The sequence below is a fragment of the Agrobacterium sp. DKPNP3 genome (genome assembly GCF_052686535.1).
Genome location: NZ_JBQYSN010000031.1, coordinates 1 through 19049 on the forward strand (window position 1 = coordinate 1; position 19049 = coordinate 19049).

A 19049-nucleotide genomic window follows, 5' to 3' on the forward strand; every position below is an offset into this window, starting at 1 on the left:
TGCGGCATCCTCGCTGGACAAGCCTGCCGCTATTTCTCGCCAGAACCGGCACAGGTTCTCACGCTGCCATACCGGTGGTCGCCCTGGCGAGAATAATTTCTGCCGCGTTGACCGCTCCGATTTCCGTCTTCCCGTCACGATAAACACCTCCATGTTTGGGGTGTTGCGGCGACCGGTTGAATCTGCCTTGGACTCCCCGGTCGGAATGGTGAACCAGGCTGCCCAGCTCGGGTTGACGATCAGTAATTGCCATCTCAAGCGCCTCGATGGCCAGGCTTGCCCTAAGATGCGTGTCCAGTGACCACCCGACCACTTTCCGGCTGAATGCGTCTAGCACAACAGCAAGGAAAGCAAATTCCTCAGCCAGATGCAGGAAAGTGATGTCGGCAACCCAGAGCTGGTCGACGCCATTCAGGATCATTCCCTTGGCAAGGTTCGGCACAACTCCATCCATGTTTCGAATCGGTGGTTCTCGGAACGAATGGACGAGAGCGCAAACACAGCAGATTATCCTCGCGCATGATGCGCAAAACGCATTTGTGATTGACTTGCCATCCGTCCCGCCGCAGCAACGCAGCGATCCGTCGATATCCATAATGAGCATTGCCCAGAACCAGCTTTTGAATGAGATCGCGCAATCCGGTCTCGGCCCTATGAGGGGCGGAATCGAGCCAATGGCGATAATAACTCGCGCGGCTGACGCCGGCGAGCCAGCACATTCTATCGATGTTAAGTTTGCCCTGCGGCAGATCAGCCATCATTTTTTCGATGACTTGGAAGACGCCGTTCCGCCAGGCGCGCTGCTCCGACGACGAGCTTCCTCGAAGTGCCGCAAGGCTCCGCGAAAAAAATCGATGTCCAATTGCTGCTGGCCGATTTTCTGCTCCAATTCCCTAACCCTGCGTCTAGCCTTGGTCAGCGATTGTTCTTGAGGGGAAGACGCGATCATAGCGGTCTGCAATGGCGAAGCACCGTCAACAATTGACACCACGCTCGGGGGGCGACCTCGCCGTCGTGAACTCAGATCGCCGTAGAGCCTGAGATGATCTCGCCACTCGTAGAGCCGTTGGCGGCTAACGCCGGCTTCGTTCGCCAGCTTGCTGACATTCTCACCGGCTTGCATGCGCTTAAGAAGCGCGAGCTTTTGGTCTTCATCAATGTTGTTTTGTCGTAGGGCCATGCACGGTTTCCTCTCGGTGTGGGGAAACTGTCCGCGATTTTCCTTGTCTCACCCTGCGGGTGCACTCCACTCCAGTCCGCGATTTAGTGAAACGACTGTCCGGGATTTACCGGGATGTCCCGTTAATCTGAAATCCGCAAACGGGACGTGGGTATTGCCAATGAAGCCTGTGCCCGGTTCATCCGCTTCTGGCTGAACACGACTGCTTCCCTGCCGGAAACCGTGCAGGCCGCCGCCCGCGCCAAGGAAGGCGAGCACTATGATAAATTCCTCGAAGCCCTTGGCCGGAGGCTGGCCAACGGGCTGCGGCTCAAGCAGGAAGTGCCGGAGGATATGGAATCAAATACCTGAAAACATTTCCTTATCAGCATTGTGAAGGCCAAATTTTCGTTGCCATCATGCAACAAGGCGCATGAAAGTTTACGCTCGCCTACGACATTCTTCTATTCACCGCCCGGATCGCTTTCGGCCGTATCCCACGGAATAACATGAATTTTATCGACAAGTTTTAAGATGCAGTGAAATCCTCATCGAAATCTTTGCGAAAACTGTACTTGCAAGGAATTTTCGATTGTCGCTAAAAAGATTGTAACCGTGGCTTCCACTATGGAAGAGAGATTGGCCGTGCGTGATTTGATAGAACCATTTTCCGAGGAAATGACAGAGGCCATTGCCACGGCTTCCGCATTTCGTCGTCGGTTCGGTCGACTTTCCCGACACTGTTTTGAAGTGTCGGAGTGAAAGGCAGGCAGCAATGAGTTGGGATGTACAAAATCTGTTCCGGCATTACGCCCCGGGAATTGCGAAGTCCCTGCATCGCCGGGGTATCAACGAGGATACGGCCGCCGATCTTACCCAGGATACGTTCCTGCGTGTTATTGCAACGCCGCCAGCCAGTACCACGCAGAACCACAATCCCAAAGCCTATCTCTATCAAGCTGCTCGTAATCTTGGTCTCAACCACCAACGGCGTGAAGCCTTGATCGAGACCGTCACTCTTGACGACGAAGAAGCAGCCAACATTCCAGACCCGGCCCCTTCTCCCGAAAAGATCGTCTATTCGAGGCAATGCCTTGTTCAGACCCATCAGGCGCTTTCCGAATTGCCGGAGCGGACGCGACAGGCTTTCGAGATGCACCGTCTGAGCGAGAGGACCATCGCTGAAGTTGCCGAAGAGCTTGGCATTTCGACCACGCGAGCATGGTCTCTCATCCGCGACGCATACCGCCATCTGGTCGGGCGCGTGGATGCATTCTGATTTATTTCTTCCGAAAGGAGAAAATTCGCACCGCTCGTTTGTATTAATAAATAGAGGCAGGTGAGATTCACCGCTCCTGCCGAAAGGATACAGATGAACGAGACGACGCCAGATCAGGAGCGATTGCTTGATGAAGCGATCGACCTGATTATCCGCTTGCAGAACGATCCCGGTAATCACGTGGCGATCGAGTTGATCCGTGCATGGCGTGCGCGTGGTCCGCAGCATGAGGAGGTTTGGGCGCAGGTATCGAAGGTGCATGGCGCATCTGGAAAAGTTCTCACAGAGAAGCGGCGGATAGAACGGCGGGAAAGCCTTGGTCTCACGCGCCGCAACTTCATAGTGGGTGGATTCTCCGCCTTTGGTGTCGGCGCAGCCGCTTATTCCTTCGGGCCGGGGATGCTTCTGCAGGCCCGTGCCGACTACGTGACCGACAAAGGTGAGATACGCCGGATCAATCTTCCCGATGGGAGTATTGTGACGCTTGGGCCGGAAAGCGCGATTGCGCTGGATTTCCGCAGCGAGCGCCGCGTGGTCGATCTTCTCGCCGGCATGTCGTTCTTCGAGGTGGAGGGCGATGCAAGCCGGCCGCTCTCGGTCTTTTCCGGAACCTTGACCGCGACCGGGCTTGGAACGGCCTTCGACGTGTCGAATGACGCCGGTATCCTGACAGTTTCCGTCGATCATGGTCTAGTTGATGTTCGGGCGTCGGACTCTGGTTTAGAAATGGGCGTGAAGCTTGCCGAAGGCCAATGGATCACCTTCGATTCTTCCTCCGGTAATATCGGCCGCGGCCAGCGTGAAAACGGGCAGATCGCATCATGGCGTGACAATCTCGTCATTGCGGAAAGGGAAACCGTATCTGCTCTCGTCGCTCGCATTGGCCGCTGGATACCGGGACGCATTGTCATCGCCGATCCATTTATCGCCGATATGCGTGTCAGCGGGGTGTTTGATCTGAACAATCCGCTGGTTGCTCTTCAGGCGGTGGTGCATCCGGCCGGTGCCCGTGTGCGCCAAATTTCCTCGTTTGTGACAGTGATTTCCCCCCTCTGAAAAAAAAGCAAAAAAACTTGAGCCAAAAAGTGAAAATTTCGCTGCCCCGATTGTAACAGTAGTAGGGACAGTAATTGCCTGAAGCCCAGGCCCAGCCTGTCCCTCCATACGAGTTGAAGAATTGGAGAGGTTTAATGGTCAAGGGGCGTGGGATTAGCAACAAGGTTTTCAGGGGTACGAGCCGGACGCTGATGGCAACGCTTCTGGTGTCGACGGCAATCGTCGTCGATCTCGCGGTAACGCATGGTGAGGCTGCTGCGCAGACACAGGCGCAGACGTCCTTTTCTATCCCGGCTGGTAAGCTCAGTCGCGCTCTCACGGCTTTCGGGCGGCAGGCGGGTGTTCAGGTCACATACCTTGCGTCTGCCGCGGCAGGTAAAACGTCGTCTGGATTCTCTGGCTCTGCAACACGTGAACAGGCGCTGGGAAGAATTCTTGCTGGCTCCGGGCTAATTTACTCCTTTCCAAATGCAACTACGGTTGCAATTTCTAATCCCACGATCGGTAGCGGAAATGCCTCTGCGGATGGCTCAACGGTGCTGGAAACCATCACTGTTCAGGGCAAAGGTGCGACGACCGAGGGGACAGGTTCTTATTCAGCCGACGAAAGCACAATTGGAAAAACATCGGAGAGCTTGAGAGAAACCCCACAATCGGTATCGGTAATAACAACTCAGCAGATCCGGGACAAAGGAATGACGACGCTTACCGATGCGCTCGAGGCAGCGCCAGGTATAACGGTCACTCCAGACGAGTACTATGGTGCCGGACGATATTTTTCACGCGGTTTTGAAATAACCAACGTGCGTAAAGACAGCGGCGCCGTGGGGGTGACGAATGCCTACGACGCAATATCATCGACCAGCCTCGCAAAATATGATCGTGTCGAGGTTCTGCGTGGCCCGGATGGGCTCTATTCAGGTAACGGCGAAGCTGGCGGCGTTATTAGTCTTGCTCGCAAGCGCCCACTCGATAAATTCCAGGCTATTGGTGAGGTGTCTGCGGGGAGCTGGAACACTTTCAAGTCGACGATCGACGTCACGGGTCCTTTGACCCAAGACGGAGGAGTGCGTGGTCGTTTCGTCGGATCATTTGACCGGGCGGACGCTTTCTACGATATCAGCGACAGTCGCAACGTCACACTCTATGGCGTCTTGGAAGCGGATGTGACTGACAACACTTCTATCATGTTCGGCGGCAGCTACGAAAAAAGCGACAGCACGCCTTGGCGTGCTGGTCTGCCCCGCTATTCAGACGGCTCGGCTATCGATTTCCCCGTGTCGACGAGCCTGGGAACGGATTGGAGTTACCTGCATCACAAAAGCTGGGAAGTGTTCGGCGAACTCAAGCACGAATTCGAGAACGGTTGGAATTGGACTACGACAGGTTCTTATGTCGGACACAAATACGATGCCAAGTACGGGTTCGTTACCGGGGTGGTTGACCCGGTGACGCTCGACGGCCTCTCCTATAATGGATCATATAATTGGTCTGATGGCTATCAGATCCAATTTGACACACACGCCGACGGTACTTTCGAACTCTTCGGTCGGGAGCATGAAGTTGTTGCCGGTTTCGATTATTCTAAGCATAGTTCCGACGTGAAGAGAGGCGAGTTTACTGGACCGGCGGTCAATCTTAATGATCTCAGAACATCTTACTGGTCGAGCAGTGATACACCAGCGTTCCCCTCCGACTATTATTTTAACTTCCACCCCTATATTGAGGAGCGCTATGGTGCTTATCTGCGAGGGCGGTTCGAGATCACCGATCCGTTGCACGTCATCCTCGGTGCCCGCTATGGGAACTATAGCTATTCATTCCATCGCGCGAGCTACAATCGAGACGGTTCAACAAATTGGACGGAAGCGCTCGATTATCATGACAATGGAGTAGTGACACCATTTGGTGCCGTGACCTACGATCTCACAGATCAGTGGACAGCCTATGCGAGCTTTGCCGAAATATACAAGTCGCAGGCAAACAACCTGAAGGGGCCGCTCCCTGGAACACCGCTCGAACCAATCACTGGCCAGACGTATGAGATTGGCCTCAAAGGTGAGTTGCTCGACAGTGGGCTTAATGCCGGGCTCGCTCTTTATCATACGAAGCGCAAGGGCCAAGCTGTCTACGATCCTACATTCGTGGGGGCATACAACCCCGACAACGGTAGCAATTGCTGCTACACAGCGTCAGGCGACATCGTAAGCCGCGGTATTGACCTGGAACTCAGCGGTGAGATTACAGACGGGCTTCAGATTTATGCTGGATACACTCTGAATCTCAATAAAAACAAGGTAGAGGACACGCTATATAGCGCAATTACACCAAGGCACCTCTTCAAGGTGTGGGGTACCTACAATCTGCCGGGCGAATATTCCGCCTGGACTCTTGGCGCAGGTGTTCGTGCTCAGAGCAAGACAACCGCGAAGGGAGAGGAGTGGGTTACGGATAGCAACGGCAACTCGACCGGGATTCCGTTTAATCTCACTCAGGAAGCCTACGCCGTGGCAGATGTCAGTGTCCGTTATGACATCAGCGACACCACCTCGTTAACCGTCAATGTCAACAACGTCTTCGACCAGAAATATTTCTCTCAGCTTGGTTCGTTGGCGAAGAACAATTTTTACGGCGAGTCGCGCAACTTCCTTGTTACTTTGCGTAGCACCTTCTGAGGCAGAGGAGATTGGATCGCGGCCGGAAAATCCGGCCGCTGCCTATTCCAACGGAGATGCAATGCATAATCCAACAAGAGTTATTAATCGGATATTCCAGTTTCTGGTGATTTGTTGCCTGTTTTCGGGCGGGGCATCGGCGCAGGAGTCAAGTATATTTCCAATATTTGTTGAGCACGCGCTTGGAAAAACGCGGATCGAAGCTCGCCCGGAACGTATCGTCACAATTGGATGGAGCGGTGAAGATGCGGTTCTGGCTTTAGGCTTGGTTCCCGTCGGCATGACGGAGTACAAATTTTTCCCTTCAGGCATGTTTCCCTGGAATGAAACGGCCGTGGGCGATGCGAAACCAATCCTTTTGTCAGATGCTGTAATCGACTTCGAGGCGGTGGCGGCTCTTCGACCGGACGTTATTCTTGGTATATATTCCGGAGTCGATGACGTGTCCTACAAGCGGCTTTCGGCGATTGCACCCACCGTGGTTTACCGATCAGGGCCATGGCAAGCAGACTGGATGGAACAAACCTATCTGACGGGAGAAGCCCTCGGCAAACGCCAAGAGGCGCAAAAGCTGATAAACGATACGATAGCAGAGTTGCGCGCGCTTGGTACAAGCCATCCCGCACTTGTTTCGAAGACGTTCATATTCGGGAGTTATTTTCCCGGCGGAAACGGGATCGTCGTCTATCTTCCCAAGGATCCCAGAGTGGCGGCACTGGTCGAGCTAGGCATGGTTGTCCCGCCTTATGTCGCCGATCTTGCTTCACAGAATCCCACTGAACTCTCTGTATTCGTCAGCTTTGAGGAAATGGAGAAACTCGCACCTGATCTGGTTGTCATGTGGTATAAACCTGGCGCGCGCGAGGCGTTGGAGAAGCAACCACTATTTACGAGCTTGGATGCGTTTCAGTCTGGACGATACGTTCCTTTGGAAGACGCAGTTTCTATCTGGGCGACATCTGCGCTCAGCGTCCGTTCCATCCCGTACTTTTATCCTCACTTCATCGGTCAACTCGCCGATGCTGCTGCGCATTAAAAAGCAACTATAAGATGAATGCAAACAAACACGCACTGTCGGCAGCCGTGGAACATGACCACGAACCTTACTCCGAAGACTACTTTCTTGGAGAGACCATTTCTATTGGGCGCCTGACGCCGTCGATGACCCGGGTGGTTCTGAAAATTGAGGGCGGCGAGCGGTTGGCGCCAAGTGGACATCCCGACGAGTGGGTGCGTCTGGCTTTTCCGCCCGATGTCGATACGCTGGTGACGCTGCCGGTCCTGATGGAGAACGGCAAGTGGGGCCGCCCTGATGGCTCAAAGCCCTGTCCGAACCGACCCTATACGATCCGGCGCTGGGATGCTGCCACCCATGAGATGACCATCGACATTGTCGCGCATGAGGGTGGCGTGGCTGCTTCCTGGGCCATGAATGCGAAGGTCAGCGATGTGGTCGGCATCTGCAATCCGGAGGGGCGTTTCTGGATTCCCAGAGGCAGCCAATGGCTCCTGATGCTGACTGACATTACCGGGCTTCCGGCTGTCGGTCGGGTGCTGGAGGAACTACCGGAAGGTTTCAAAACCATTGTGCATGTCGAGGTTCCTTCTGACGAAGACCGTCAAGACATCGATACGGCAGCCGACGCCTCGCTCGTCTGGCACGCTTGTCATGGTTTAATGCCCGAACGGCCCGGTTACACGGAGCTTTCGCGTATCGCCGGAACGATCACCGAACTACCGGAAGGTCCAGGCTATATTTACATCGCCGGCGAAGCAAAAGCTGTCTCGGACAGCCGCAAGCATTTCCGCGACGTGCTCGGGTTCGACAAGAATCGCATCGACGCCATCGGCTACTGGATCGAAGGGCAGGCGCGGGTTTGAGTGTCGGTTTGCTTAACGAGCATAATGAAGGAAGCGGATTTTCGATCAGCAACACCACGCGGCTGACCGGTCTGCTGCTTGGGCTTGCTTTGCTTCTGTCGGTTTCGCTGGCGGGCCTTTTGATCGGAGCGCGTACCATCTCGATTTCGACTGCGTGGAATGCGCTGTTCGTTCACGACGCCAGCATAGTCGAGCACATTATCGTTCGCGACTATCGTTTGCCGCGAACCTTGCTCGGCATTCTCTGCGGTGCAGCCTTCGGCGTATCCGGTGCTTTGATCCAGGCAGCGACGCGGAACCCGCTGGCCGATCCCGGTATTCTCGGTGTTAATGCTGGTGCCGCTTTCTTCGTGACGCTGGCGGTCGGCCTGTTCGGCTTTCACTCCATCGACGCCTATCTCTGGTTCGCCTTTCTCGGTGCCATCCTTGTCACTCTTGCCGTCTACGCGCTCGGGGCAGTGGGTCGTGACGGCGCGACACCCATTCGCCTCGTGCTGGCGGGCGTCGCACTTTCAGCCGTTCTCGGCGGTATCGGTTCATCAATCGCCCTTTTGAAGCCGCAAGCCTTCGATTCCATGCGTTTCTGGTCGATCGGCTCGGTTGCCGGAAGAAACATGGAGATCGTGGCGACGGTCGCTCCGTTCATCGGGATTGGGCTGGTGATTGCTTTGATTGCCGCCCGTTCTCTCAACGCCGTTGTGCTCGGCGACGATCTGGCCCGCTCGCTTGGTGCCAATATCATTCGCGCTCGCATTCTCACCGTCATTGCTGTCACACTACTTGCCGGAGCAGGAACTGCCGCTTGCGGGCCGATTGGCTTCGTCGGGCTGATGGTGCCGCATGTCGTACGTTGGTTCACCGGACCGGACCAACGCTGGATCATCCCCATGACCATGATCTTTGCTCCAGTGCTGCTGTTGTCAGCCGACATCGCCGGACGTCTGATCCTGTTTCCGGGTGAACTGGAAGCGGGCATCGTCACCGCCTTCATCGGCGCTCCCGTCCTGATCCTGCTGGCGCGGCGGAAGAAAGCAAGCGGCTTATGAAAACCGCAGTACCGCTCCATGTCGATTTCGGCCGCTCCGTGTTTGTCATGCGAGGCTTCCGTGGTCGTCTGTCAGCCCGGTTCGATAGGCTATCGATATTCATCGGTCTTGCGCTTGCCATTCTCGCACTCGGCATCACCGGTCTCTCGCTAGCAAGCGGCAAGTATCCGATCGCCCTGGCTGAAGTGCTTGGCGCTCTCGCTGGCCGTGGCGACGACCAGGTGCGAATGATCGTGGTGGAATGGCGTCTGCCGCGCGTTGCATTGGCTTTCCTGCTCGGCGGCGCGCTCGCCATCAGCGGAGCAATCTTCCAGTCGCTGACGCGCAATCCGCTTGGATCACCCGACATCATTGGCTTCTCGGCCGGCTCCTATACCGGCGCACTGGTCGTCATGCTGCTTCTGTCCGGCGGTTATTACGAGACCGCGGCCGGGGCGCTGATCGGCGGCATCCTCACGGCAATGGCTGTCTATCTTCTGTCCTCCCGGCGAGGCGTGCAAGGCTTTCGCCTGATCGTCGTGGGCATCGGTGCCGCCGCCATGCTGTCGGCCTTCAACGCGTGGATGATCCGCGAGGCGGAACTACAGGTGGCCATGTCCGCTGCGATCTGGGGCGCCGGCTCGCTGAACGGTCTCGGCTTCGAGCAGCTTGTTCCCGTCGCCGTCGTTCTGGCTGTCGTCGTCCCCCTGACGCTTCTGCTGTCACGACCGATGCGACAGCTTGAGATGGGCGACGACGCGGCAAGAGCGTCTGGCGTCAACGCCCACCGCACACGACTTTTGTTGATGGTGCTCGGCGTGGCGTTGACCGCCATCGTGACGGCCGCAGCCGGTCCGATTTCCTTCATTGCGCTGGCCGCGCCCCAGATCGCCCGGAGGCTGACCAACTCGGCCGGCGTTGCGCTGATCCCTTCGGCGCTGACGGGCGGTCTTCTGTTGCTCGCCGCCGATTGGGCGGCACAGCACGCCTTCGGTGTTCAGCTTCCCGTTGGTGTCATGACGGTCAGCATCGGTGGTCTCTACTTCATCTGGTTATTGATACGGGAGGGCCGCAAATGAGCCATTCTCACGGTGGTTTCGGCCGCCTTCATGCCGACAACGTGACCCTGCGCTATGACGAGCGGACGATCTCGCGGAATCTTTCGGTTGCCGTGCCCGATGGCTCCTTGACGGTGATCGTCGGCCCGAACGCCTGCGGCAAGTCCACGCTATTGCGCGCCCTGTCACGACTGCTTGTTCCCGCTTCTGGTCAGGTCATCCTTGACGGGAGGAGCATTTCCGATCTTGCCGCCAAGGACGTCGCACGCCGTCTCGGTCTTCTGCCGCAAAGCTCGATTGCACCGGAGGGCATCACCGTTGCCGATCTGGTGGCGCGCGGGCGCTATCCGCACCAGTCCTTCTTCCGCCAATGGTCGAAGGCCGACGAGGAGGCCGTCATCGCCGCGATGGACGCCACCCGAGTCACGGACCTTTCAGGCCGTCTTGTGGACGAGCTTTCCGGCGGCCAGCGGCAGCGTGTCTGGATCGCGATGGTTCTGGCGCAGGAAACGCCGATCCTGTTGCTGGACGAGCCGACCACCTTCCTCGATATTGCCCACCAGATCGAACTTATGGACCTGCTGGCCGATCTCAACGGCCAAGGCCGCACCGTCGTCGCCGTGCTGCACGACCTCAATCATGCCTGCCGTTATGCCTCGCACCTGATCGCCATGAACGACGGAGCGATCGTCGCAGAAGGCAGGCCGTCAGCCATCGTAACCGAACGGCTTGTCGAAGACGTCTTCGGTCTACTATCCGTCATCATCCCAGATCCGGTGTCCAATACGCCGCTGATCGTGCCGAAAGGCCGGCAGCAAACGCCGCGAGCAGCAGAGGCCACGCAAGTCGTGCGGCTGGACACCTCCCATCGCGCTGGAAAGGAGCGGCATCGTGATTGACCTGTTGAGACGCTTCGCCGCCTATTACCGTCCGCATCGCGGTCTGTTCGCGCTCGACTTCTCCAGTGCCGTCGCCGCCGGCCTGCTGGAACTGGCATTTCCCGTCGCCATAAGGCTGTTCATCGACCGTCTGCTTCCGACCAACCAGATCGGCATGGCCGCGCTCGCCAGCGTTGGTCTGTTCCTGATCTATGTGGTCAATGCCGGCCTTCAGGTCATCGTCACCTATTGGGGCCATATGCTCGGCCTCAAGATCGAGACCGAGATGCGAAGGAAAGCCTTCGACCATCTGCAAAAGCTCTCCTTCGGTTTCTTCGACAACCAGAAGACCGGCCAACTGGTCGCAAGGCTGACCAAGGATCTCGAAGAGATTGGCGAAGTCGCCCATCACGGCCCGGAAGACCTGTTTATCGCGCTCATGACCCTGATCGGCGCGTTCGCGCTGATGATGTGGGTGCATGTGCCGCTGGCGCTGATAACCGCGACCATCGTTCCGGTCACGGCAATCGTCACCACGCTTTACGGCAAGCGGATGATGGCAAACTCGCATGCGCTGTTCGGCCGGATCGGCGAGTTCAACGCCCGCATCGAGGAGAATGTCGGCGGCATCCGCGTGGTGCAGGCCTTCACCAACGAGGATCACGAGCGGGCGCTGTTTGCCCAGAACAACCGCAACTATCTCACGACCAAGCTGGAGTTTTACAGGACGATGGCGGCATCCATGTCGCTGTCCTACCTCTCCATGCGCTTCGTGCAGGTGGTGGTGATGCTAGCCGGGGCATGGTTTGTGGTGCGCGGCGAACTGACCGCTGGCGGCTTTGTTGGCTTCCTGTTGCTGGTCGGCGTGTTCTTCCGGCCCATCGACAAGATCAATTCGATCATCGAGAGCTATCCGAAGGGGATAGCCGGTTTCCAGCGCTACACGCGGTTCCTCGATACGAGGCCGGATATTGCCGACCGAACGCAGGCAAGGTCCGTCGAGCGATTGAACGGTGACATTGACTATCGCAATGTTCGTTTCGGCTATAGCCCGGACAAGTCCATCTTCGACGGTCTCATTCTCTCGATCAAGGCAGGGGAAACGATTGCCTTTGTTGGCTCGTCCGGCGCGGGCAAGACGACGATATGCTCGCTGCTGCCGCGTTTCTACGAGGTGACGGGCGGCACGATCAGTATCGGCGGCATCGACATCAGGGACATGAAGCTCAAGTCGTTGCGCTCCAACATCGGCATCGTGCAACAGGATGTGTTCCTGTTTGCCGGCACGATTCGCGAGAACATCGCCTATGGCCGTCTTGATGCAACGGAAGCGGAGATCGTGGAAGCTGCCCGCCGCGCAAGGCTGGACGGCGTTATCGCCTCGCTGCCTGCCGGTCTCGACACAATTATAGGTGAGCGTGGCGTCAAACTGTCGGGTGGCCAAAAGCAGCGGCTCGCCATCGCCCGCATCTTCCTGAAGAACCCGCCGATCCTGATCCTCGATGAAGCGACGTCGGCGCTCGACACCGAGACGGAGCGCGCCATCCAGCAATCGCTCGCCGATCTGTCGCAAGGCCGCACCACGCTGGTCATCGCCCACAGGCTCGCCACCATCGCCAATGCCGACCGCATCGTCGTGGTCGAAGACGGCCGGATTATCGAGCAGGGCAGCCATGCCGAGCTGTTGGCGCATGAGGGCGGACGCTATCGCGCGCTCCATGCAGCGCAGGCCAACGATCGCTTCGACGCCGCCAACGACCGAAAACCATGTGCCTTGCCGCTCGCAGGCGAATAGCAAGGAGGAATACCGATGATGACGGCCACTTTGGTTAGTCCTGATGAGCGATTTTGGCGAGGGAAACCGATTTGTTCCAGGGCCGGCGTTCAATCTCTCTCAACCGGCCAGCCTGAAAGGAGGTTAATACGATGAATTGGAGAATGCGGGCAACTGCCGCGCAACCGAGACACGAGCTTTCTGTGGGCGACCCGGCCCCGCCCCTAGTCGTCGGTGAGTTCCTGAAGGGCGAGCCGTATCGAGACCTCCGCTTCGGGACTGTCCACGTCGTCGGAATTTTGGGGTTCCGGCTGCGGCGTCTGCAAGACTAGGATACCGCAGCTCTCGGCGCTCCAGGTTAAATATCCCGACGTCGTGTTCCTTGGCGTTGCGATCCTTGAGCATGATATCGAGCGTTGCCGTGCCATCGTCGGGGAATTTGGCGACAAGCTGCGCTATCGCATCGCCGTGGAGGTGGCGGAAGCTTCCCGCGACGGGCTGTGGGCTTTGCCGAGCGGCGCGATGACACGGGACTGGTATGAGGCGGCATGCCTCCCGGGCGTCCCGGAAACGTTCATCGTCGACACACAGGGCCGCATTGCCTGGCGGGGTCATCCGTCCGACATCGAAGACCCATTGGACGCGGTCGTCGCCGGAACGTGGGACATCGAAGCCGCACGGCACGACCAGCAGGAACGATACCGCCGCGAAGCGACGCGGGAGCGCTTCTGGCTTATGCAGGACTACTGGCCGGCCCTGACAGGGAACGAGGGTGCGCAATCGGCTCTGCGATTGCTCGATGAGGAACTCAACGCCGATCTTGTGCATCGGAATGACCCCATCCTGCAGAGTTATCGGCTGACCGCGCTGTCCCACATCGATAACCGCGCCGACGAATTTCTCACTTTCGCCGAAACACTGGCGAACAGTGAAGCATTTTCGAATGCGCCCGGCCTCTACGCCATCGGTTGCATGATCATTCAGGTTGCGGCGGGCAGGCGAGCCTTCGCATCGCAGGGGCTTACCGTGTTTCGCCGCCTCGAAGCTTTGATTGCAAGCCCTGGGCAAACTCAAATCATGTCACCCTACGAGGCCGTCTCGCTGGAACTGTGGTTCCTGCGCGCCTTGATTGATCTTGGCCATACGGACGAGGCTACTGTGCGGCTTCCGGAAGCGAAGGCTCGTATCGAGGCCACTACCGCGCCTCAAGCCCACAAGGAACAGGTTCTATCGCAGATTGCCGAACTCATGAACTGCAGCAAGGTGGCCGGATGATGCGGATGCAAATCCTTTGCGGCCGATCGCGCGCGTCTCGATCCGGTCAGGGCACTCGCGAATAAACAACGAGGATACAGCATTGCCGATCTCGTGTCCGGCCCGCTGCATCACGCTCCGGCGGGCAAGCAGATGTCCCACCTTCGATGCTTTGATTGCGGGCTGGTGAAGTCGGTTCGCGAGACGGAAGGCAGTCCCTGGCCCTTTGTCATCGAGCAGGCGCGCAGTTCGTCATTGCCGGTTCAGCGATGAGCGCTTGGAATGGATGAAATCACCGTGGATAGTAGCTGGCGCAGATGCAAAGGGGAAACTGTCGTCACAAGCTAGGTGTTTGGTCCCAGCATGTCATCGCTTGGTACTCGAATGAAGATTTCAGGCTTTTTCTCGCTGATTTGCCTGATTGCTTCAAACGGTGTTTTAAATCGTAGGGCTTTGAGCTGTTTGGCGTAATTGTACGCGAGCAGCCAATTCCTAACGTGGCGTCGCAGGTCGGTGATTGAGGCGTAATGGAATAACTTAACAGTCGCGTCCTTGATCGTTCTAACCATGCGTTCAGCCTGCCCATTGGTCCATGGATGATAAGGCTTGGTCTGACGGTGCTCGATATCATTTGCGGAGCATACAGCGCCGAATATGTGATCAACGAACCCACGTTCTGTCCGTCTGTCATGCTGCACGAATTGGACGCCGTTATCGGTGAGCACTGTGTGGATTTTGTAGGGTACTGTTTTGACCAAAGCCTTGAGGAAGCCGGCCGCCACAAGCTTTGTCGCCTTGCGATAGATTCTGGCGACGACGATCTTTGAAGTGCGATCGGCTGCGACAAAGAGGAAAGCCTTGCCGCCCTCATATCGCAACTCTGCAATATCGATGTGGAAATAGCCGATTTCGTAGGGTTTGAACCGCTTGGGCTTTTCACGATCCGCCTTAGGCAGACGGGAGATGCCGTGGCGCTGTAAGCGGCGATGAAGGCTCGAACGGGACAGATGTGGGATTACGTCCTTCAGGGCGATATAGACGTCGTCCAATGGCAACCGAGCCTGAACCCTCAATGAATCGATCGCGGCCTCTTCAAGAGCCGACAAGACCGTACTGTTACGTTCCTTCGGACCCATCGCATCATCCTCGACGCGTGGTCAAGATCGCCATTTCCTCACCGTTTTCTCGTTGATGCCGTATCGACGCGCGAGCGCCGCGGTTGGAGCTTTCGATCGCTGTAACTCTGCTCGAATGTCGTGCGTGGTCTTGGCGCTGCCGTGAAGAAATTGGCCCATAGAGTGTCCCTCTGTGATCGCGACGTTGATACGCCATCACACTGTGGGACTAAACACCTAGGTCGCATGAAGCGTGGCTAAGTAGATGGAGCCGAGTCGATGAGAGAGGCATTGAAAGCGGCTGCAATCTCGTCTTCGCTGCGGCCTCCATTGATGGCGATGCGCCCGCTAAAGACGAAGTGAGGGACAGACCTGACGCCAGCAGCCAGGGCTCGGGCCGCTTCCTGTTCGACGCGTCTGTGTTGTTCGGGATCAAGCGCGATTGTACGCGCTTCTTCGCGATCGAAACCAAAAGCCACGGCAATATCCCCTAAGGCATCCGCATCGGAAATGTTCCTTGCCTCCAAGAAATAGGCATGGGTGATTGCGACTGCGAGCTGATGTTGTGTCCCACGTTCTTGCGCCGCAAGAATGAGACCATGCGCTGCCTGCGTCCTGTAGGTCCATGACTGAAGGCTGAGATCCAGATCAAGACCGGACGCACGGGCTTCGGCCTCGGGCCGGGCGAACGACGCCTTCGGATCGGTCGCGCCGTAGCGAGAAAAAAGAAGATCGGGAATGTAATGACCCTCCGCCGGCGCATCCGGAAGCAAAAGAACTGGGTGCTGGCGGATGTCCGCCTCCAGTCCAGGGAAACGCTCCACCAGAACCTTGTCGAGACGGTGATGCCCGATGATGCACCAAGGGCAGGTGATCTCGGTATAAAAATCGATTTGCAGCATAATGTGATCCTTCTCGCCATTGAGCCTAAAAGTCCAGGATTGAGGTGAGCCGCTTGACGGCGGCTGTGGGACTTTGCGCCAGTAGGTCAGTCCAGCCGATTGACGGGAGGCAAGCCGGGATCGATCCCGGTCATCGCGACAGATACGTCCCATAGTCGTTTGGCCGCCTGCGGATCTCTTGCCTCCCCGGAGGGCACGCTTTCACCGGACGGACCTCGCAACCCTGACAGTCCCATAGGACCATAGTAGCCGCCCGGTTTTATCTCTCCGGTCGCCGCATTCAGCGCCCCCCAGGCACCCATTGCCGGCTTGGCGAACAACAAGCCGATCATGGTCATTGCCATGTCGCCCCACCAACTGCCGCGGGCGAGGTTCGATCCGACTAGTCCGGGATGGCATGCGATAGCCGTTACTGGCGCTCCAGCCGCTCTCAGCCGCCGATCCAGTTCGAACACGAAGAGAAGGTTTGCAAGCTTGCTGGCGGCATAACGCGGAAGCCATTTGTAGCTCTTGTGAGCGTTGAGATCGTCCCATTCGATTTTCGCGCCCCTGTGCTGCCCGCTGCTCGTAACGACGATCCGCGATCTTGGCGTTTGCACGAGCTTGGGCAGCATGAGCGCGGTAAAACCGAAGCACCCGAGGTGGTTGACGCCGAAGGTCTGCTCGAAGCCCTGGGCAGTGTATCTTAACGTCGGCCCCTGAACGCCGGCATTGTTAATCAGCACGTCGATGCGTGGCTCCCTGGAAGCCAGTCCAGCCGCCCGCCGCACACTTTCCAGGTCCGCCAAGTCAAGCGGAAGAAACGCGAGATCGGCACCAAAGGTCTTCTGGCGGATAAGGCTCATCGCCGCTTCCGCCTTGGCTTCGTCGCGGCAGGCGAGCAGCACTCTTGCACGTCGCGCCGCAAGTGCACTCGCCAACTCGAAGCCTATTCCCGTATTGGCTCCAGTGACGATAAAGCACTTGCCTGACTGGTCCGGCACATCGGCCGTCGTAAATCCCTTGGATGCCATGGGGAGTTCCTGCCTCGTAAAGAGCGCCAACCTCTGACGCTGCTGAATGCTGCCAAACCGCATGCGGTATCGGGTGCCATTGAGCCGGGTCGAATATTCCCTTAGTTTCCGTCGGCTATCCCCGGCGCGGTACGCACGAACTCCTTTGCTGTAACTTGATCGATCAAGAATTTCGCGAGGTTCCCGCGTGACAGTTTCGCGCCGAGCTTCGTCTTGCCGTACCAGCCTACTTTCACCCGGCCTGTCGCGGGGCCATCCTTGAGGTTGGGAATCCGAACCAGTGTCCAATCGAGGTGCGAGTTGCTCACCAGTTCGGCCGTCGCTTTGATGTCATCATAAGCGTTATGGACGATCAGCTTGAACAACAGAACGAACGCCTGCGATTTGAAGTCAAAACCGTCATTGGGATCACGATAGGCAGCCGTCGAGATCTGGATGAGGCGACGAACGTTCAGTTCTTCCATAGCGGAGATGATTGCACCGACGCCGCGCATGATCGGCCGTTTGCCGCAGGATTTCAGACTGTTTGGCCCAAGCGCGCTGATCACCGCGTCTGCGCCCACGATGCATGTCCTGATCGCTTCGCGATTGCTCAGGTCGCCGACGATGACCTCGATCTTGCCATCGAAGGCCGAAAGTTTCGTGGAGTCACGCGTGTAGACGGACAGCGCATATCCTCGCCGCAGTGCCTCTTCGATAATGTGCTTCCCGGTTGGCCCGGTTCCTCCAAAGAGAGCGATCTTCATAGCATTTTCCATTTGTATCGTGGCTGGGAGCGGGGGCTCGGGCCGCTGACGTAGAATTTATCGCTGACAGCCGAAGCAGTTAGCCGTCCGCATTTTCAGGCTGCCTTTTCCAGCACCGCGCGAACCTGGGCATCAGTGGCCGCGATGGCGGCCTTGGCAGGCTCGGGACCGAAGACGGTGCCCTCTACCGAAACGATGTCAACATCGGTAAGGCCAATGAAGCCCAGGAGGTGGCGCAGGTAGCCGGTCTGGAAATCAAACGCGGCCCATTCACCTTCTGAAAAAACGCCCCCCGCGGCAGTGACCAGATACACCTTCTTGCCGGTCAGCCATCCCTGTGGGCTTCCGGCTTCGCTATAGCCAAAAGTGACGCCCGGCCAAGTGATGTGATCGAACCAAGCCTTGAGCTGCGACGACGGACCGAAATTGATCATGCTCGAGCCGAGAACGACCACGTCAGCCGCCTTCACCTCTTCGACAAGTTCCTGGGCAAGGGTGACGGCCTTAACTTGTTCAGGCGTACGCTTCTCTGGCGCTGCGACGCGACCCTGAATATACGCTTGTCCGATATGCGGGGCCGGGTTTGATGTAAGATCGCGGGTCATGAGGCTGCCACCCAGACGGGCCTTCAGGCCTTCGGCGATCTCTCTCGAGAAACGGGTGGATAGACCTTCCGAGCCACGTGGGCTCGACGTAACGAGGAGGATATTGGTCATGATTGCTCCAATGTGATCAGGGTGGTAAATTCTTGTTACTAACGATAGTAAGATCACTGGCAACCGCCCGCAAGAAGGCACTCGGATGACACTCAGTAACACTGATTTTCCTACTCCCAGCGAAGGTGACGACTGCCGCGTGGTCCGAGAAATCCTCGATCTCGTTGGCGACAAATGGACCCTGTACATCATCGCAACCCTTAGAGACGGGCCTGTTCGGTTCAACGAGCTGCGACGTCAGATTGACGGGATTTCACAACGGATGCTGACGATTAACCTGCGCGGGTTAGAACGTGATGGTTTGGTAAAGCGGACGATGTTTCCCACTATACCGCCCCGGGTGGATTATGAGTTGACGGATATGGGGCGAACACTCCTCGCGCCGGTCATGGCTATCGTGGTGTGGGCAGACAGCAATCGGCAGAATATCCAGGACGCTCGCGGTCGGTATGATACGAGATAAGCGCAGATTTCACTTCCAGGATTGCTGTGAAGACAATGTAGGAAATCCGGAAAAA

The 19049-nt window shown here is 57.3% G+C and carries 18 protein-coding genes and 3 pseudogenes; 12 read left to right on the forward strand and 9 right to left on the reverse strand.

Annotation, left to right across the window (positions count from 1 at the left end):
- The 4 genes and pseudogenes from ACUTJJ_RS10945 to ACUTJJ_RS10960 form a co-directional block, all read right to left on the reverse strand.
- Nucleotides 1-138: pseudogene (locus ACUTJJ_RS10945) on the reverse strand (IS30 family transposase); the annotation flags it as partial.
- A gap of 61 nt (nt 139-199) precedes the next feature.
- Nucleotides 200-454, reverse strand: a pseudogene (locus ACUTJJ_RS10950) (DDE-type integrase/transposase/recombinase); the annotation flags it as partial.
- Nucleotides 360-761, reverse strand: coding sequence for an IS3 family transposase (locus ACUTJJ_RS10955; protein WP_445542141.1), 402 nt, complete (start codon nt 759-761; stop codon nt 360-362). The gene ACUTJJ_RS10955 and the pseudogene ACUTJJ_RS10950, both read right to left, overlap by 95 nt.
- The gene (locus ACUTJJ_RS10960; protein WP_445542142.1) at nt 758-1180 is read right to left on the reverse strand and encodes a helix-turn-helix domain-containing protein; all 423 of its coding nucleotides are present in this window, start codon (nt 1178-1180) and stop codon (nt 758-760) included. Before ACUTJJ_RS10960 ends, ACUTJJ_RS10955 begins: the two co-directional genes overlap by 4 nt.
- Before the next feature lie 147 nt (nt 1181-1327).
- On the opposite strand from ACUTJJ_RS10960, the gene ACUTJJ_RS10965 reads away from it, so the two are divergent.
- The 11 genes from ACUTJJ_RS10965 to ACUTJJ_RS11015 all read left to right on the forward strand — a co-directional run bounded on the left by ACUTJJ_RS10965 (nt 1328) and on the right by ACUTJJ_RS11015 (nt 14060).
- Entirely contained in the window at nt 1328-1531 is a 204-nt protein-coding gene (locus ACUTJJ_RS10965; RefSeq protein WP_445542143.1) for a hypothetical protein, read from the forward strand.
- A gap of 403 nt (nt 1532-1934) precedes the next feature.
- Nucleotides 1935-2438, forward strand: a complete 504-nt coding sequence (locus ACUTJJ_RS10970) for a sigma-70 family RNA polymerase sigma factor (RefSeq protein WP_445542144.1) — start codon at nt 1935-1937, stop codon at nt 2436-2438.
- Between the two features lie 93 nt (nt 2439-2531).
- Entirely contained in the window at nt 2532-3494 is a 963-nt protein-coding gene (locus ACUTJJ_RS10975) for a FecR family protein (RefSeq protein WP_445542145.1), read from the forward strand.
- 191 nt (nt 3495-3685) lie between these two features.
- Nucleotides 3686-6169 carry a TonB-dependent siderophore receptor gene (locus ACUTJJ_RS10980; RefSeq protein WP_445542146.1) on the forward strand — a complete coding sequence of 828 codons (2484 nt, stop codon included), beginning with the start codon at nt 3686-3688 and terminating at the stop codon, nt 6167-6169.
- 61 nt (nt 6170-6230) lie between these two features.
- Nucleotides 6231-7205 (forward strand): iron-siderophore ABC transporter substrate-binding protein, encoded by a 975-nt coding sequence (locus ACUTJJ_RS10985; protein WP_445542147.1) that lies wholly within the window; start codon nt 6231-6233, stop codon nt 7203-7205.
- Between the two features lie 14 nt (nt 7206-7219).
- Nucleotides 7220-8050, forward strand: a complete 831-nt coding sequence (locus tag ACUTJJ_RS10990; protein ID WP_445542148.1) for a siderophore-interacting protein — start codon at nt 7220-7222, stop codon at nt 8048-8050.
- A complete protein-coding gene (locus tag ACUTJJ_RS10995; RefSeq protein ID WP_445542149.1) occupies nt 8047-9096 on the forward strand; it encodes a FecCD family ABC transporter permease in 1050 nt (349 codons plus the stop codon). The genes ACUTJJ_RS10990 and ACUTJJ_RS10995 overlap by 4 nt, the downstream gene beginning before the upstream one ends.
- The gene (locus ACUTJJ_RS11000) at nt 9093-10154 is read left to right on the forward strand and encodes a FecCD family ABC transporter permease (protein WP_445542150.1); all 1062 of its coding nucleotides are present in this window, start codon (nt 9093-9095) and stop codon (nt 10152-10154) included. Before ACUTJJ_RS10995 ends, ACUTJJ_RS11000 begins: the two co-directional genes overlap by 4 nt.
- The gene (locus ACUTJJ_RS11005; RefSeq protein ID WP_445542151.1) at nt 10151-11032 is read left to right on the forward strand and encodes an ABC transporter ATP-binding protein; all 882 of its coding nucleotides are present in this window, start codon (nt 10151-10153) and stop codon (nt 11030-11032) included. The genes ACUTJJ_RS11000 and ACUTJJ_RS11005 overlap by 4 nt, the downstream gene beginning before the upstream one ends.
- Nucleotides 11025-12806, forward strand: coding sequence for an ABC transporter ATP-binding protein (locus ACUTJJ_RS11010; protein WP_445542152.1), 1782 nt, complete (start codon nt 11025-11027; stop codon nt 12804-12806). The genes ACUTJJ_RS11005 and ACUTJJ_RS11010 overlap by 8 nt, the downstream gene beginning before the upstream one ends.
- Before the next feature lie 354 nt (nt 12807-13160).
- Nucleotides 13161-14060, forward strand: a complete 900-nt coding sequence (locus ACUTJJ_RS11015) for a hypothetical protein (protein ID WP_445542153.1) — start codon at nt 13161-13163, stop codon at nt 14058-14060.
- A gap of 323 nt (nt 14061-14383) precedes the next feature.
- On the opposite strand, the pseudogene ACUTJJ_RS11020 reads toward ACUTJJ_RS11015, so the two are convergent.
- From ACUTJJ_RS11020 to ACUTJJ_RS11040, 5 genes and pseudogenes are all read right to left on the reverse strand, one after another.
- Nucleotides 14384-15334 (reverse strand): annotated as a pseudogene (locus ACUTJJ_RS11020) (IS481 family transposase).
- A 77-nt stretch (nt 15335-15411) separates the two neighbouring features.
- Nucleotides 15412-16056, reverse strand: coding sequence for a DsbA family oxidoreductase (locus tag ACUTJJ_RS11025; protein WP_445542154.1), 645 nt, complete (start codon nt 16054-16056; stop codon nt 15412-15414).
- Nucleotides 16057-16142: 86 nt separating this feature from the next.
- Nucleotides 16143-17069, reverse strand: a complete 927-nt coding sequence (locus tag ACUTJJ_RS11030; RefSeq protein WP_445542155.1) for an oxidoreductase — start codon at nt 17067-17069, stop codon at nt 16143-16145.
- A gap of 101 nt (nt 17070-17170) precedes the next feature.
- Nucleotides 17171-17815 (reverse strand): SDR family oxidoreductase, encoded by a 645-nt coding sequence (locus ACUTJJ_RS11035; RefSeq protein WP_445542156.1) that lies wholly within the window; start codon nt 17813-17815, stop codon nt 17171-17173.
- Nucleotides 17816-17910: 95 nt separating this feature from the next.
- Entirely contained in the window at nt 17911-18531 is a 621-nt protein-coding gene (locus ACUTJJ_RS11040) for an FMN-dependent NADH-azoreductase (protein WP_445542157.1), read from the reverse strand.
- 85 nt (nt 18532-18616) lie between these two features.
- On the opposite strand from ACUTJJ_RS11040, the gene ACUTJJ_RS11045 reads away from it, so the two are divergent.
- Nucleotides 18617-18994 (forward strand): winged helix-turn-helix transcriptional regulator, encoded by a 378-nt coding sequence (locus ACUTJJ_RS11045; RefSeq protein ID WP_445542158.1) that lies wholly within the window; start codon nt 18617-18619, stop codon nt 18992-18994.
- Nucleotides 18995-19049: the final 55 nt, after the last annotated feature.